Genomic DNA, 13,959 nt, shown 5'->3' with positions numbered 1-13,959 from the left:
AGGGAAAGTCTTTTACTGACTTTCCCTATTTCTTTCTCTCTTTATGTTCTTCTTTAAATTCCTTTGGCTTATAATACCTTCTGCCAAGCTCACTGTATACATCCTCAAGTTTTATCCCTTTGTCAACTAACAAAACTATTAGATGATAAAGTAAATCTGAAACCTCATACACTATCTCTTCTTTGGAGTCATTTTTGGAAGCTATCACTACCTCCGTAGTTTCTTCGCCAATTTTCTTTAAAATCTTATCTATGCCTTTTTCAAACAAATAATTAGTATAAGACCCTTCTGCCGGGTTTGTCTTTCTATCTTTTACCCGTTCATATAGCATTTTAAGTATTTCCATGTCATAATTTTCAACTTCACCTAAAAAGCTCCTATAAAAACAGCTTACATTCCCTGTATGGCATGCCGGCCCTTTTGGCTCCACCTCAATTAGCAAAGCATCCCCATCGCAGTCATAAAATATGTTTTTTATCTTTTGGGTATTACCTGAAGTTTCCCCTTTATGCCAAATTTCCTTTCTACTTCTGCTAAAAAAATAAGTTTCTCCCTTTTCCAAGCTTAATTTTAAACTTTCCTCATTCATATAAGCCAACATTAATACTTGTTTTGTATTGTAGTCTTGCACAATCGCAGGAATAAGTCCTTTTTCATCAAACTTTAATTCCTCTATATCAATCATTCTCTACATCCTTTCGATAAATTTAAATTCTCACTGGTATACCTTCTTCTTTTAAATATCTTTTAACTTCTTTTATTTCCAACTCCCTGTAATGAAACACAGAAGCCGCTAACGCAGCATCAGCTTTGCCTTCAGTAAAAACCTCTTTAAAATGCTCTTTATTTCCTGCACCTCCAGAAGCTATAACGGGGATATTGACAGCTTCACTTACCATTCTTGTAAGCTCTATATCATACCCATCTTTAGTACCGTCTTTATCCATACTTGTAAGAAGTATTTCTCCTGCTCCTAAAGACTCTACTTTTTTAGCCCACTCAATCACATCAAGCCCTGTGTTTACCCTTCCGCCGTTTATATACACATCAAAGCCCGAGCCATCACTTCGCCTCTTGGCATCAATTGCTACAACCACACATTGGCTTCCAAAACGTACAGCGGCCTGACGAATAAGAGTTGGTTGTTTCACAGCTTGGGTATTTATTGAAACCTTATCAGCCCCTGCTCTTAGAATATCTTTTATATCGTCAAGGTCTGAAATTCCACCACCAACAGTTAAAGGAATAAATACTTTTTCAGAAGTCCTTTTTACAACTTCTATCATTATTTTTCGTTTTTCATAAGAAGCAGTAATGTCCAAGAATACAAGCTCATCTGCTCCTAATTCATTGTACTCTGATGCTATCTGGACAGGGTCTCCCGCATCTTTTAAATTTAAAAAGTTAACTCCTTTTACTACCCTGCCGTCTTTCACATCTAAACAAGGAATTATTCTTTTTGCAAGCATTTATATTACCTCCAAAGCACTTTTAAAGTTTATTTTTCCAATATATAAGGCTTTTCCAATTATCGCACCATATGCTCCCATCTCTTTAAGCTTTTTTAAATCCTCAATTGAGGATATTCCTCCTGATGCTATCACTTGAACACCTGTTTTTAAAATATTTTCTAAAGCTTTAAAATTTGGTCCATTAAGAGTTCCATCTTTAGAAATATCAGTGAAAATTATCGTTTTTACTCCTATTTCTTTCATTTTTTTAGCTAACTCCATATCTTTTATTTTAGTCTTTTCAAGCCATCCACTTACGGCAACTTCTCCATTCTTTGAATCTATACCCACTATCGTCCTTTCTCCGTAATTGGAAAGGGAATAAAGAAGAAGGTCTTTGTCATATATTGCCGCCGAACCTAAAATTACATACTTAACACCTACAGAAAAAAGATAATCGATAGTTTCTCTATTCCTTATTCCTCCACCTACTTCTATCTCGGCTTTACAACTTTTTATAATCTGTTCAATGATATTACCATTTACCAAATGACCTTGTTTTGCACCATCTAAATCTACCACATGAATTCTCTTTGCTCCTAATTCCTCCCACATTTTAGCTACGTCAACGGGATTTTCATAATAAACCTCTTTGGTATTAAAATCTCCTTTTGTAAGCCTTACACATTTTTCTTCCATAATATCAATTGCAGGTATTAAAACCATTTTGCCATCTCTCCAAAATTCTTTAAAATTTTAAGCCCCACTTTTCCGCTCTTCTCAGGATGGAATTGACAAGAAAAAACATTGTCTTTAATTATAACTGCAGGAATCTGAACACCATAATCAGTCACTGCATACACATATTTCTCTTCATTGTTGGCTACATAATAAGAATGAACAAAATACGCATAATCTCCATTCTCCACTCCTTTAAGAAGTGGAGTTTCCTTTTTTATTTCAAGACTATTCCATCCCATGTGAGGAATTTTATTATGCTTTGGAAGTTCTATTACTTGCCCTTTAAAAATCTTAAAGCCCTCAGTTTCTTCTATCTCAAAACCCTTTTCAAATAAAAGCTGCATCCCTAAACATATCCCAAGAAACAACTTACCTTTATCAATTTGTCTTTTTATCTCTTCTAACATGCTTGTTTTAATGAGAGTATCCATCGCATCAGGAAAAGCGCCCACTCCAGGAAGAACTAATGCATGAGCCTCTTTTACCGAATCTACATCTTTTATAATTTTTGCTTCATAGCCTACGTATTCAAATGCCTTTTCTACACTCCTTAAATTTCCCATTCCATAGTCAATAATCCCTATCAATTTTTCACCGCCTCACTTAAGTTACGTGTAAAGTATATGCAATCTCCCTTAAACTGTATCTTTATAAAATCCCTTTAGTAGAAGGTATCCCTTCTACCCTTTCATCTATTCGCAATGCCTCATCAAGAGCCCTCCCCAGTGCTTTAAAAGTTGCCTCTATAATGTGATGACTGTTACCGCCGTGCAAAAGTTCTACATGTAGTGTAATGCCAAAGTTGTAAGCAAAGGCTCTTAAAAATTCTTCCACATTTTCCGTTTCAAAATTTCCAACTCTTTCAGCTTTTAAAGGCAAATCACAGTATAAAAAAGACCTTCCACTTATGTCTACAGAAACTCTCACTAAGGCTTCGTCCATGGGTACATAAAATGTACTAAACCTCTTAATAGATTTTTTATCGCCGGCAGCCTTTAAAAAAGCATTGCCCAATACAATACCTACGTCTTCAACAGTGTGATGAGTGTCTACCTCTAAATCTCCCTTTGCCACTACTTTTAAATCAAAAAGTCCATGCTTGGCAAATAAAGAAAGCATGTGGTCAAAAAAACCTATTCCTGTAGCTATGTCATAATTTCCTTTTCCGTCAATATTAAGTTCAGCGTATATATCCGTCTCTTTAGTTTTTCTTTTAACTTCCGCCTTCCTCATAGCAATAACTCCTTTAACCCATTTATTAAATAATCATTAGCCTCGCAACTACTCACTGTTATCCTTAAAGCTCCTTCAAGCCCTTCTACCTTTGAAAAATCTCTCACCAAAATTCCTCTTTCTAAAAGCCCCTGGTACACATAATCTGCATCTTTAAATTTTACCAATATAAAATTCGTTTTTGAGGGATAAACTTTAACGCCAGGAATTTTGCCTAGCTCTTTTATAAGACGCTTTCTTTCTTCTAAAATGTAGTTAATTCTTTCTTTTAAAACATCTGTCCTTAAAACCTTCAAAGCTATTATCTGAGATAAAGAGTTAATGTTATAAGGTGATTTCACAAGGTTTAAATACTTTAAAATATTCTCGTTAGCTACAGCATATCCTACTCTCAAACCGGCAAGTCCAAAAGCCTTAGATAAGGTCCTTAAAACAATCAAGTTTTCAAATTCATTTATAGCATCTACAATTGTATTACCATAAAACTCAAAATAAGCTTCGTCAACAACTACAATTCCATTGCTCTTTTGTATTATTTTAATTATATCTTCTCTTTCTATAACACTTCCTGTTGGATTATTAGGGTTGCACAAAAACACTAATTTAGGCTGATATTTTTCTATAACTTTAATAAAACTATCAACATCGTAATTATAATCTTCTCTCAACCTTACAGGTATTTCGACTGCTCCTGCAATTTTGCTATATACACTGTACATAGCAAAAGAAGGATGAGGATATGCTACCACATCACCTTTGTTTATGAAAGCCAGCATAATAAGGTGGATTATCTCATCCGAGCCATTTCCCACAAATATGTTTGTAGGCACTACTCCACAATATCGTGCCAATTCTTCTTTTAACTTTTCTGCAGTAGGGTCTGGATATACATTTACTTGAGAAGATTTTACAATCTCTTGAATATTTTTTATCACTTCTTCAGGAAGTTCAAAAGGCGTTTCATTTGCATCCATCTTATATCTGTAGGGAATACTGTGCACTTCATAATTTTTAAATCCCTTAATTTCTTCTCTCACCAAATTCTCAATCATTTTAAAACCTCACTTTTATAGAATTAGCATGAGCGGTAAGCCCTTCTGAATTTGCTAAAGTTATTACATCCTCTTTTACCTCTCTCAAAGAATCCTTAGAATAATAGAGAATATTCATCTTTTTGATAAAGTCCGTCACAGAAAGAGGCGAGAAAAACCTTGCTGTTCCACTAGTAGGAAGCACATGGTTAGGGCCAGCAAGGTAGTCCCCTAAGGGTTCTGGAGAATATTCTCCCACAAAGACTGCTCCTGCATTCTTGACTTCACCAATTATTTCAAAGGCATTGGAAATGTTAAGCTCTAAATGCTCTGGAGCTATGTCGTTTGCAATACCAATTGCTTCTTGTAAATCATTTACAACAATTATCGCACCAAAATTTTTTAATGACTCTTCAATTATTTCTTTCCTTTCAAGATATTCCATTTGCCTTTCAATTTCTATTTTTACTTGTTGTGCAACCTCCAAAGATGTTGTGACAAGTATTGAAGATGCCATTGCATCGTGTTCTGCCTGTGACAACAGATCCGCCGCCACATATTTAGGATTAGCGCTCTCATCTGCTATTACCAAAACTTCACTGGGGCCTGCCACCATATCAATATCCACATGTCCGTAAAGGGCTCTTTTAGCCATTGCGACAAAAATATTTCCCGGGCCAACTATTTTATCCACCTTAGGTATTGACTCTGTACCAAAGGCCAAGGCTGCAACAGCCTGTGCGCCTCCAACTTTATATATATCCTCTATTCCTATCTTGTCTGCAGCCACTAACACATAAGGGTTTATTCCCTTCTTACCAGCCGGAGAAACCATCACTATTTTCTCTACACCAGCCACCTTTGCAGGTATTCCATTCATCAAAACTGAAGAAGGATATGCAGCAGTTCCCCCCGGCACATAAATCCCAACTTGAGAAAGAGGTCTTACTATCTGCCCATAAACTATACCTTCTTTAAAATCCATCCATGTAGACTGTTTTTGCTTTTCATGAAATTCTGTTATGTTTTTGATAGCTTTGTCAATCGCTTTTAAAAATTCCTCTCCTACTTCTTTATAAGCATTTTTTATTTCCTCTTTCGTAACTTTTACAGTACTTTTGTCAAGATTTATTCCGTCAAACATGTAAGTATACTCAAACAAAGCTTTGTCTTTTCTCTCTCTTACGTTTGAAATTATTTCTTCCACTTTTTTTGCTATTTCTTTATTCTCTAATTTACTTCTGTTGTGAAGCTTTTGTAAAATACCATTGTCAATTCCCTTTCGAAAATCAAATATCTCAATCATTTTAAACCTCCTTAAAAGTTTCCACAACCTCTTTTAATTTTATAATTATCTCTTTTATTCTCTGGCTTTTAGTTTTAAGACTGGCTTTATTCACTATCAATCTCGCACTGGAAGGAAAAATTTCTTCAATGACTATAAGACCATTTTCTCTTAAAGTATTGCCTGTCTCTACAATGTCTACAATTACCTCTGACAGCCCCACAATAGGAGCAAGCTCCACAGAACCATTCAGCTTAATTATTTCTACATTTTCTCCCTTTTGCCTGAAAAATTCTTCTGCAATATTGGGAAACTTTGTTGCAACTCTTTTATTAGTAAGAAAACTGTCCTTTGCCTCTTTAGGCCCCGCAACCACCATTTTACAAAAACCAAATTTTAAATCTAAAACTTCATAGCAATCTTTTTTTTGCTCTAAGAGAATATCTTTTCCACAAATCCCCAAATCAGCTGCCCCGTGTTCTACATATGTGGGCACATCCATCGGCTTTACCAACATAAACTTCATTAAATTTTTATGGTCATTAACAACAAGTTTTCGAGAAATATCTTTTAAAATATTCTCAGCAATTCCTGCCTTTTCAAACAAAGTTATAGCACTATCTGCCATTCTACCTTTTGGCAGTGCAATAGAAATATTTTCCATATTATTCCTCCATATCTATAATTTCGTCAAAGCTATTTTCATCAACATGCTTCGCTTTTTCATAGCTATACATCTCTACAATTTTTCCCTCACCTCTTAACAAAGTGGCTTTCTTGTAAGCATTACTTCTTAAGTTTTCCTTGTATTTTATTAAAACTCTCCAGGATTTATCAATAATATCTTTTTTCTGTTTTTGAAGTGCTAACATTGACCTTTCCACACTTATAGCAAAACCTGTCGCCGGAATGTCCTCTCCAAAAATCCCTAAAAGACCATCATACCTTCCTCCGGTACATATAGCATAACCAATCCCTTTAACAAAACACCTGAATATGATACCAGTATAATAATTAAGATTTTGCACCATTCCTAAGTCAAAACTTATATACTCTTCCATACCAAAATCTTTTAATATTCTATATACTCTTTCAAGGTAATCTATCGTTTCACCTAGTTTAGGAGTATCATAAAGCTCTTTTGCTCTTTTAAGCACTTCTTCGCCACCAAATAAAAAAGGAAGTTCACTTAAAAACTTTGCTTTTTTGCCCCTAATTCCTTTATCATTTATGAATTCTTCTATCGCAGATTGATTTTTCTGTTGCAAAAACTCTCTTAAAAGGTTTATTTCTTCATTTTGTAGCTCTAAATCTTCCACTACTCTTTTAAAAAATTCCACCTGTCCCACGTCCACTTTAAAGTCCTCTATTCCAATACTCTTTAAAGCCTCTATCGCAACTGCTATTATCTCTGCATCAGATTCTTCATGATTTGTACCTATAAGTTCAATCCCTGCCTGAGTAAACTCTCTCATTTTTCCTACCTGTGGGTCATCATAGCGATAGACATTAGCGACATAGCATAACTTAAGTGGGAAACTACCTTTTAACTTCGTAGAGACAATTCTCGCTATTTGAGTAGTCACATCTGGCCTTAAAGCTAATATATTTCCCTTTTTATCGAAAAACCTGTACAAATTGTTTTCATCAAACAAAACAGAAAAATTATCGCTATATTCAAAAGTAGGAGGCATTATCTCTTGATAGCCAAATTTTATAAAAATCTCTCTAAACTTTTCTTCTATTTTGCGCTTAAACTTATATTCCTCTGGCAAAAAATCTTGTACACCATCAGGCAAATATATCATTAAAACACCCCACAATTTACTCTGTCTTTGTAACGTGATAAAGTAATAAACTGTACTTCTTTTATTGTATCCTAATTTTCAATGTATGTCAAGCATAGACAAATAGGCAGAGACGTACTGAATATTATCCTGCTTGCATTGTAAATCCACGCGCAAAATCAAAAAAGTGAAATTTTACATTATTTGAAGAAGACTTAAGGTTGTTGTGGTATAATTAAATATAAAAGGAGTTAAATGTGAATAATGTATTTACTGTTAGATGAAAAAGGTGTGGATTTTTGGCAATTTACATAAGAGAAATAAAAGCTTTTAATCTAATTTGAAAGAAGGTGTTAAATATGCCGTTGCCAAAAGAAAATAAAATATATACTTATGCAGATTATATAGCGTGGCCAGAAAATGAAAGAATAGAACTGATTGATGGCCAAATTTATTTGATGACTTCCCCTTCAAGAACTCATCAAAGGATCTTGGGACAGCTTTTCTACCAATTCTTTGATTATCTCAAAGATAAATCGTGTGAAGTATATATGGCACCTTTTGATGTAAAGTTTCCTGACGGAAATGAGAAGGACGAGAAAGATATAAAGACTGTAGTTCAGCCTGAGATAGTTGTTGTGTGTGATGAATCCAAGCTTGATGAGAAGGGATGTACGGGAGCTCCTGATTTGATAATCGAAATTATTTCGCCTTCAACAGCGCAGAAAGATAAACTCCACAAGTTTAACTTGTATGAAAAGTATGGTGTGAAAGAATATTGGATAGTAGAACCCGAAAACAAAATCCTAAGTGTGTTTATTTTACAGGATAATGAAAGATATGGACGACCTGACATATATACACAAGATGATAAAGTTAAAGTTTCTATTTTTGAAGATCTTGTGATTGATTTAAAAGCAGTACTAATATGAATAGAAACTGAGACTGTAGAAAATTTTGTGTAGACTGAATTCCTTTTTTCTTTAACATTTCTTCCGGAACTAAAAATGTTACAGTCGCTACTCCTAGCAAACGTTGATGGATAAAAGGGAGAGTTTAATAAAGAGGTGTTTTTTATGATAGAAGCTACTGAATTATTAAAGTATTCCTTAGAAGATGAGCTAAAGAGGATAACGAATATTATTATTGAAAAGTGCAATCCAGAGAGGATAATACTTTTCGGGTCAATGGCTAATGGTACTGCTAAGGAATGGAGCGATATTGACTTAGTCGTGATAATGGATACAGATTTAAGATTTGCTGATAGAACTTTATATTTAATGAGGCTTACCCATCCTAGAGTAGGAGTTGATTTTTTAGTATATACACCAGAAGAAGAAGAGTTGTTTAAGAAGAATAGAGACCTATTTTATACCGAAGAGGTACTCAAGAAGGGGGTCATATTGTATGACAGAAGTTCATAAATATAGTCAGTGGTTAGATTATGCTAATGACGATTTGAAGGCAGCAAAAGAACTGTTAAAAACTTATTGTTTGTGTCCATTCGCAGCAAGCTGTAGAAAAAGCTTTAAAAGCCTATTTGGTTTTTAATAATATAAATCCTCCTAAAGTACACAATTTGATCACTTTGTTAGAATTGTGTATAAACTTGGACAAAGAATTTGAAATTTTGAGAGATGATATGGAATTTTTAGACTCCTATTATATTCCAACAAGATATCCAAGTGCTCCTATTGGCTATTTACCTGGTGGCAAACCTAATAAAGATAATGCTACCAAGGCATTTGAAAAAGCTGAAAATTCTGTGAAATATATAATTAAACTTATAGAAGATAAGAAAAAAGAATAAAACCTTAACCTTATTATTATGACCTAGAATTTAAGGTCTCTTAGAGAAAAAGCTCCTCTTTTATTTAGTTGATGCTAAGTCTAACAGTAAGAGAAAATGGTCGTCTTCCTCAGCTTAGTGTATTAAATGGAATGAACCCATAAAAAGCAAACAAAGTTTTACTAAAGTTACACAAAGCTCTTGACATTACTAATAATTGGAGTATCATTATATTTAAAGTAGGTATAGTTATATTTTTAACAATAACCCCAAAAATCAAAAATGGAGGAGGGTTTAAAATGAACTCATCATTAGAGTTCGAAAAGCTTTTAGAGCCAATTCAAATTGGACCGATGAAACTGAGAAACAGAATTGTCATGCCTCCAATGGTTACAAATTATGCAGCTGCTGATGGTGCAGTTACCGAACGTTTTAAAGCTTATCACCAAGCCAGAGCAAAAGGTGGAGTAGGCTTAATTATTGTAGAAGCAACATATGTTCATCCAAGTGGTAAAGGTTTTCAAAATCAAGTTGGTATTTACAAAGATGAATTAATATCTGGCTTGAGAGAATTGACTGAGACGGTGCATAAGTATGGAGCAAAAATTGCCGTGCAACTTTATCATGCTGGTAGGCAAACAACTTCGAAAGTTACTGGAATGAAAGTGGTTGCCCCTTCCCCTATTCCTTGCCCAGTTAAGCAAGAAATGCCCAAAGAATTATCAGTAGACGAAATAAAAGAATTGGTGGAAGCATTTGGACAAGCTGCGAGACGTGCTAAAGAAGCAGGGTTTGATGCTGTCGAAATCCATGGCGCCCATGGTTACCTACTTAACCAATTCTTATCGCCGTATAGCAATAAACGAACCGATGAATACGGTGGAAGTTTTGAGAATAGAATTAGATTTCCATTGGAAGTTGTCAGAAGAGTAAGAGAAGAAGTTGGTGGAGATTTCCCTATTATATATCGCATGAGTGCCGAAGAATATGTTCCTGGAGGACTTACGATTGAAGATACTAAGATATTTGCTCAAAAGCTGGTAGAAGCAGGAGTTAATGCCCTGCATATTTCAGGTGGAGTATATGAATCTTCGGCAATGATTATCCAGCCCGCAGCCATTCCTCAGGGTTGTTTTGTAGAAAACGCAGCTGCTATAAAGAAAGCAATTAATAGCAAAATACCTGTAATTGTTGTTGGTCGAATCAAAGATCCTCTTATGGCAGAACAAATCATCCGTGAAGGTAAAGCTGATCTAGTATCTATGGGAAGAGCTCTACTAGCAGATCCAAATTTGCCTCAAAAAGTTTCTGAAGGTAAAATTCAAGAAATAAGAAAATGCATTGGTTGTAATCAAGGTTGTATTGATCGTTTATTCCAAGACCTTGATATTACTTGCATAGCTAATGCATTAACTGGACATGAAACAGAATTTGATATAGAAAACCCGGCAGAGAAAAAGAAGAAGGTATTAATAGTTGGTGGTGGACCTGGTGGTCTAGAAGCAGCCAGGGTAGCCGCTTTGCGAGGACATGAAGTGATTCTTTACGAAAAGCAAACAGATCTGGGTGGACAAATGCGAATTGCTGCTGTACCGCCTTATAAAGGAGAAATAAATGATTTGGCTAATTATCTTATTAATCAAGTAAAAAAATCTGGCATTGCAATTGTAAAAGGCAAGGAAGCAGATATGAAGACAATTCAAGAGGTTAAACCAGATGTGGTAATCTTAGCAACAGGATCTGAACCAATAATTCCTGAAATTCCTGGAGCTAATCAGAAAAACGTTGTTACAGCGCATGATGTCCTTAAAAATGCGGTTATTGTCGGTAAAAAAGTAGTTGTCATTGGTGGTGGATTGGTAGGTTGTGAAACTGCCGAATTTTTAGCTGATCAAGATAAAGAAGTAACTGTAGTGGAAATGTTGGATGATATAGCAATAGATGTTGGGGCATTGACTAGAGTTCTCTTACTAAATAGAATGGCCGAGAAAAAAATAACCGTATTGACGAAGAGCAAAGTTCGAGAAATATCAGGAGATAAAGTTATTATAGAAAGTAAAAGTGGAACTCAAGAAATAACTGGTATAGATACAGTCGTAATGGCAGTTGGTTCTAAACCCAAAAATGATTTATTGAAGTCCATTGAAGAAGAAAATATACCTGTTTATGCTATTGGGGATTGTATCAAGCCTAGAAAATTTATAGATGCCATTCACGAAGGTTTTCGCATAGCATATAATTTGTAATTTTAAAAATTACATTAAATACTCCTACAACGCACTTTGCATTTAAAAGCTTAGTATAAATCTAAGGCAGAAACTGTAAGTTTCTGCCTTTCTATATTTTACTTAATAAGTTTATCAAAAGTATCTTGCAGATTTTTTATGTCTTTCAAAGTTACATATTGTCCTATGCAATGTCCATTAATAAGCACATATTTATTTTCTGCATCTCTTTTAGCAAAGCTTATTTTTTCTACTTTGCTCTTGCCATACACATCAAAAGCAAAAGGTGTTTCTCCCTGTGAAATATTTTTTCCTTCATCTAATCCACTAATTTGAAGTAATACTATTCCGTCTAAGAGATTGTCTACATCATCAGCTTTAATAGCTTTCCCATCAATTTGCCAGTTATCTTTTTCATCTTTTTGTATTTGATACTCTTTTCTATCTTGATAGAAAACTAATTTAGTTATTTCATTCTTTGGAATAGACACTACAAATTTTTCCATATATTTATATACGTAATCATCTGTCAGAAAGAAATTCTCTAAAGAAGAAGCATTGACTCTGTAAATTTTATCTCCATCAGTTTTTGCATAATAACCCTCTTGGTAATTTTCTTTTACAGGAGATTTATTACCTATAAAAAGTGAATAGCTTTTTCCATTTTTCAAAGATACTTTTATCGCATAAGAAGGTTTGTCAAGACCATAAGTGGATAAATCACCTTCTAACGTTCTATCAAAAGTGAGAGATGTCAAGCTGTCTAATAATTCATCAACATAAATGCTATCTGCTTTGTAGTCAATAGGTTCTTTTATAAACCATGTATCGCCTTCTTTTTTAAAATCAATTAAAGTTTTCCCTTCTTTTTCTATTTTTATAGAATTTACATCGTTATTTTTGAAGGTAAAAATTTTGTTGTCTTCTTTAACAGGTTTATTGGTCTTACTTTCATAAAAATAGTAGCCAAAAAGAACAGCGAATATTACCAGCAAAACAATAGTGGTTTTAAAAATCTTCATAATGTCTTCCTCCTATACCACATGTATCCTCCAATTATCCACATTACCAGTGGAATAGTTACAACTGTGGTATAAAAGAGTATAGCAGCTTGTTTGCCAGTTAGGAAAATCTGATTAAACTCAAGGGATTTAGGACGTATAGAAATCTGTGTTGTCTTATCCGCTAACCAGTTAGCACTGTTCATTAAAAAGTCTCTATTAGCTTCCAATGTAATTATTTTATCAGTAAACATCATGCTACTTCCAATAGCTACAATCTTCATTCCTGTCTTTGAATCGGATATAGCTAAGCCTAAGCTTAAAGGACCTTTGATATCACCTTTTTGAAAATTAGCATCTTTTGAGTTAAAATCGGTTTTACCCCAAGCTTTATCACTGGTTGAAAGCAATTGCTCTATAGTTATATTTTCTGTTGGTTTATCAGGATAAGAAATACTTCTTGACATTGGCATTACAACGTACAAGTTTGATAAATCCAATTTATTAGTTATAGTATGAAATTTGTACTGAGGAACTGGAGAAAGCGGGTCCATAAAATAATTCCTTCCTGGATCTACTACAACGTCATTGTCAAATTTTACACCCCAAGTAGACAAAAGCTCATTTACAGATTTTTGAGTCAAAGGCCCATATTCTGCCCCCATTGCAATGATTGCTTTTCCGCCTTTGTCAAAGTATTCTTTTAAAGCAGCCATTTCCTTGTCAGTAAAGTCTCTTCTTGGGTTAACAATAACTAATAAGTCTGTATTTTTTGGTATTCCTCCTGCCTGTCCTATATTTAAATCTTCTACATTATATCCTTCTCCTCTCAAAGCGTTTTTAAAAGTCACCAAATAGTCAATACTGTTTAATTCATCATGTCCTTGAAGAATATACGCATTTAATTTTTTAGGCTGTGTAACATCAATTATAGCCTGTGTAAACTGTTCTTCTCCATTAAAAGTAGCAGTATTAGGCTGACTACCCATGCCAAAAATATCATAAGAATTTACTATCTGTCTTTTTTCATTAGCACCACTTCCTGCAATAAAAAGCACTGTGTCATAATCCGTAATTCCATATCTTTGAGCAGTTGCCGGCTCCTTATCTGGGTCTACAAAATGGACAATTATTCTCTTTGAAACATTTCTGTATTGATCTAACAAACTTTTTACCATGTCTCTTGAAGTAGTACCCTCTTTGAAAAAGGCATAGACAGTTACATCTGTTTTTAGACTTTTCAAAACTTGTTTTGTTTGGTCAGAAAGGGTATATTGCTTGTTTTTAGTCAAATCCCACTTGACAGGCTTTTGCGTGACTATAACATTTGCCAATATTAAAATAGCCAGTAAAAGAGCTGTCATTATAAAAGCATTAGTCCCGTACTTTAGCCTTATATTATTCATCTTTTCTCCT

General features: G+C 34.3%; 16 protein-coding genes. 5 read left to right on the top strand and 11 right to left on the bottom strand.

Annotation, left to right across the window (positions count from 1 at the left end; genetic code table 11):
* Positions 1-25: 25 nt before the first annotated feature.
* The 9 genes from hisIE to hisZ all read right to left on the bottom strand — a co-directional run bounded on the left by hisIE (position 26) and on the right by hisZ (position 7,549).
* A complete protein-coding gene (gene hisIE, locus I4N53_RS09915; protein WP_214496137.1) occupies positions 26-685 on the bottom strand; it encodes a bifunctional phosphoribosyl-AMP cyclohydrolase/phosphoribosyl-ATP diphosphatase HisIE in 660 nt (219 codons plus the stop codon).
* A 22-nt stretch (positions 686-707) separates the two neighbouring features.
* Positions 708-1,469 (bottom strand): imidazole glycerol phosphate synthase subunit HisF, encoded by a 762-nt coding sequence (hisF, locus tag I4N53_RS09910; RefSeq protein ID WP_003866545.1) that lies wholly within the window; start codon positions 1,467-1,469, stop codon positions 708-710.
* Positions 1,470-2,177: a 1-(5-phosphoribosyl)-5-[(5-phosphoribosylamino)methylideneamino]imidazole-4-carboxamide isomerase gene (gene hisA / locus I4N53_RS09905; protein WP_009052788.1), complete on the bottom strand. Its 708-nt coding sequence runs from the start codon at positions 2,175-2,177 to the stop codon at positions 1,470-1,472.
* Entirely contained in the window at positions 2,168-2,779 is a 612-nt protein-coding gene (hisH, locus tag I4N53_RS09900) for an imidazole glycerol phosphate synthase subunit HisH (RefSeq protein WP_006569521.1), read from the bottom strand. Before hisH ends, hisA begins: the two co-directional genes overlap by 10 nt.
* Positions 2,780-2,840: 61 nt before the next feature.
* Complete coding sequence (gene hisB, locus I4N53_RS09895) at positions 2,841-3,425, bottom strand: imidazoleglycerol-phosphate dehydratase HisB (RefSeq protein WP_214496136.1); 585 nt, start codon at positions 3,423-3,425, stop codon at positions 2,841-2,843.
* The gene (gene hisC / locus I4N53_RS09890) at positions 3,422-4,477 is read right to left on the bottom strand and encodes a histidinol-phosphate transaminase (protein ID WP_009052790.1); all 1,056 of its coding nucleotides are present in this window, start codon (positions 4,475-4,477) and stop codon (positions 3,422-3,424) included. Before hisC ends, hisB begins: the two co-directional genes overlap by 4 nt.
* A 1-nt stretch (position 4,478) precedes the next feature.
* Positions 4,479-5,762 (bottom strand): histidinol dehydrogenase, encoded by a 1,284-nt coding sequence (hisD, locus tag I4N53_RS09885; protein ID WP_214496135.1) that lies wholly within the window; start codon positions 5,760-5,762, stop codon positions 4,479-4,481.
* A gap of 1 nt (position 5,763) precedes the next feature.
* The gene (gene hisG, locus I4N53_RS09880) at positions 5,764-6,405 is read right to left on the bottom strand and encodes an ATP phosphoribosyltransferase (RefSeq protein WP_003870626.1); all 642 of its coding nucleotides are present in this window, start codon (positions 6,403-6,405) and stop codon (positions 5,764-5,766) included.
* 1 nt (position 6,406) lies between these two features.
* Positions 6,407-7,549, bottom strand: coding sequence for an ATP phosphoribosyltransferase regulatory subunit (gene hisZ, locus I4N53_RS09875; protein ID WP_214496134.1), 1,143 nt, complete (start codon positions 7,547-7,549; stop codon positions 6,407-6,409).
* 338 nt (positions 7,550-7,887) lie between these two features.
* Between hisZ and I4N53_RS09870 the strand changes: the two genes are divergently transcribed.
* The 5 genes from I4N53_RS09870 (at position 7,888) to I4N53_RS09855 (ending at position 11,563) form a co-directional block, all read left to right on the top strand.
* On the top strand, positions 7,888-8,460 hold the full coding sequence (locus I4N53_RS09870) for a Uma2 family endonuclease (RefSeq protein WP_004400595.1): 573 nt from the start codon (positions 7,888-7,890) through the stop codon (positions 8,458-8,460).
* A gap of 144 nt (positions 8,461-8,604) precedes the next feature.
* A complete protein-coding gene (locus I4N53_RS09865; protein WP_003870621.1) occupies positions 8,605-8,952 on the top strand; it encodes a nucleotidyltransferase domain-containing protein in 348 nt (115 codons plus the stop codon).
* Positions 8,936-9,079, top strand: a complete 144-nt coding sequence (locus I4N53_RS12490) for a hypothetical protein (protein WP_003867495.1) — start codon at positions 8,936-8,938, stop codon at positions 9,077-9,079. Before I4N53_RS09865 ends, I4N53_RS12490 begins: the two co-directional genes overlap by 17 nt.
* Complete coding sequence (locus I4N53_RS09860; protein ID WP_029687510.1) at positions 9,069-9,338, top strand: HEPN domain-containing protein; 270 nt, start codon at positions 9,069-9,071, stop codon at positions 9,336-9,338. The genes I4N53_RS12490 and I4N53_RS09860 overlap by 11 nt, the downstream gene beginning before the upstream one ends.
* Positions 9,339-9,616: 278 nt before the next feature.
* Positions 9,617-11,563 (top strand): FAD-dependent oxidoreductase, encoded by a 1,947-nt coding sequence (locus I4N53_RS09855; RefSeq protein WP_214496133.1) that lies wholly within the window; start codon positions 9,617-9,619, stop codon positions 11,561-11,563.
* A 98-nt stretch (positions 11,564-11,661) separates the two neighbouring features.
* Here the strand turns inward: I4N53_RS09855 and I4N53_RS09850 are convergent, their stop codons facing one another.
* Positions 11,662-12,564, bottom strand: coding sequence for a DUF4340 domain-containing protein (locus I4N53_RS09850; protein WP_214496132.1), 903 nt, complete (start codon positions 12,562-12,564; stop codon positions 11,662-11,664).
* On the bottom strand, positions 12,561-13,949 hold the full coding sequence (locus tag I4N53_RS09845) for a GldG family protein (protein ID WP_003870610.1): 1,389 nt from the start codon (positions 13,947-13,949) through the stop codon (positions 12,561-12,563). The genes I4N53_RS09850 and I4N53_RS09845 overlap by 4 nt, the downstream gene beginning before the upstream one ends.
* Between the last annotated feature and the right edge of the window lie 10 nt (positions 13,950-13,959).

Source organism: Thermoanaerobacter sp. CM-CNRG TB177 (assembly GCF_018588165.1).
Classification (GTDB): domain Bacteria; phylum Bacillota; class Thermoanaerobacteria; order Thermoanaerobacterales; family Thermoanaerobacteraceae; genus Thermoanaerobacter; species Thermoanaerobacter thermocopriae.
The sequence above is the reverse complement of the archived record's forward strand: the minus strand, read 5'-3'. Positions and strand labels throughout refer to the sequence as shown.

Excerpts from the sequence above, each read along its gene's own strand:
- hisIE (WP_214496137.1), bottom strand. The coding sequence starts at position 685 with ATGATTGATATAGAGGAATTAAAGTTTGATGAAAAAGGACTTATTCCT.
- hisF (WP_003866545.1), bottom strand. The coding sequence starts at position 1,469 with ATGCTTGCAAAAAGAATAATTCCTTGTTTAGATGTGAAAGACGGCAGG.
- hisA (WP_009052788.1), bottom strand. The coding sequence starts at position 2,177 with ATGGTTTTAATACCTGCAATTGATATTATGGAAGAAAAATGTGTAAGG.
- hisB (WP_214496136.1), bottom strand. The coding sequence starts at position 3,425 with ATGAGGAAGGCGGAAGTTAAAAGAAAAACTAAAGAGACGGATATATAC.
- hisC (WP_009052790.1), bottom strand. The coding sequence starts at position 4,477 with ATGATTGAGAATTTGGTGAGAGAAGAAATTAAGGGATTTAAAAATTAT.
- hisD (WP_214496135.1), bottom strand. The coding sequence starts at position 5,762 with ATGATTGAGATATTTGATTTTCGAAAGGGAATTGACAATGGTATTTTA.
- hisG (WP_003870626.1), bottom strand. The coding sequence starts at position 6,405 with ATGGAAAATATTTCTATTGCACTGCCAAAAGGTAGAATGGCAGATAGT.
- hisZ (WP_214496134.1), bottom strand. The coding sequence starts at position 7,549 with ATGATATATTTGCCTGATGGTGTACAAGATTTTTTGCCAGAGGAATAT.
- I4N53_RS09870 (WP_004400595.1), top strand. The coding sequence starts at position 7,888 with ATGCCGTTGCCAAAAGAAAATAAAATATATACTTATGCAGATTATATA.
- I4N53_RS09865 (WP_003870621.1), top strand. The coding sequence starts at position 8,605 with ATGATAGAAGCTACTGAATTATTAAAGTATTCCTTAGAAGATGAGCTA.
- I4N53_RS12490 (WP_003867495.1), top strand. The coding sequence starts at position 8,936 with ATGACAGAAGTTCATAAATATAGTCAGTGGTTAGATTATGCTAATGAC.
- I4N53_RS09855 (WP_214496133.1), top strand. The coding sequence starts at position 9,617 with ATGAACTCATCATTAGAGTTCGAAAAGCTTTTAGAGCCAATTCAAATT.
- I4N53_RS09850 (WP_214496132.1), bottom strand. The coding sequence starts at position 12,564 with ATGAAGATTTTTAAAACCACTATTGTTTTGCTGGTAATATTCGCTGTT.
- I4N53_RS09845 (WP_003870610.1), bottom strand. The coding sequence starts at position 13,949 with ATGAATAATATAAGGCTAAAGTACGGGACTAATGCTTTTATAATGACA.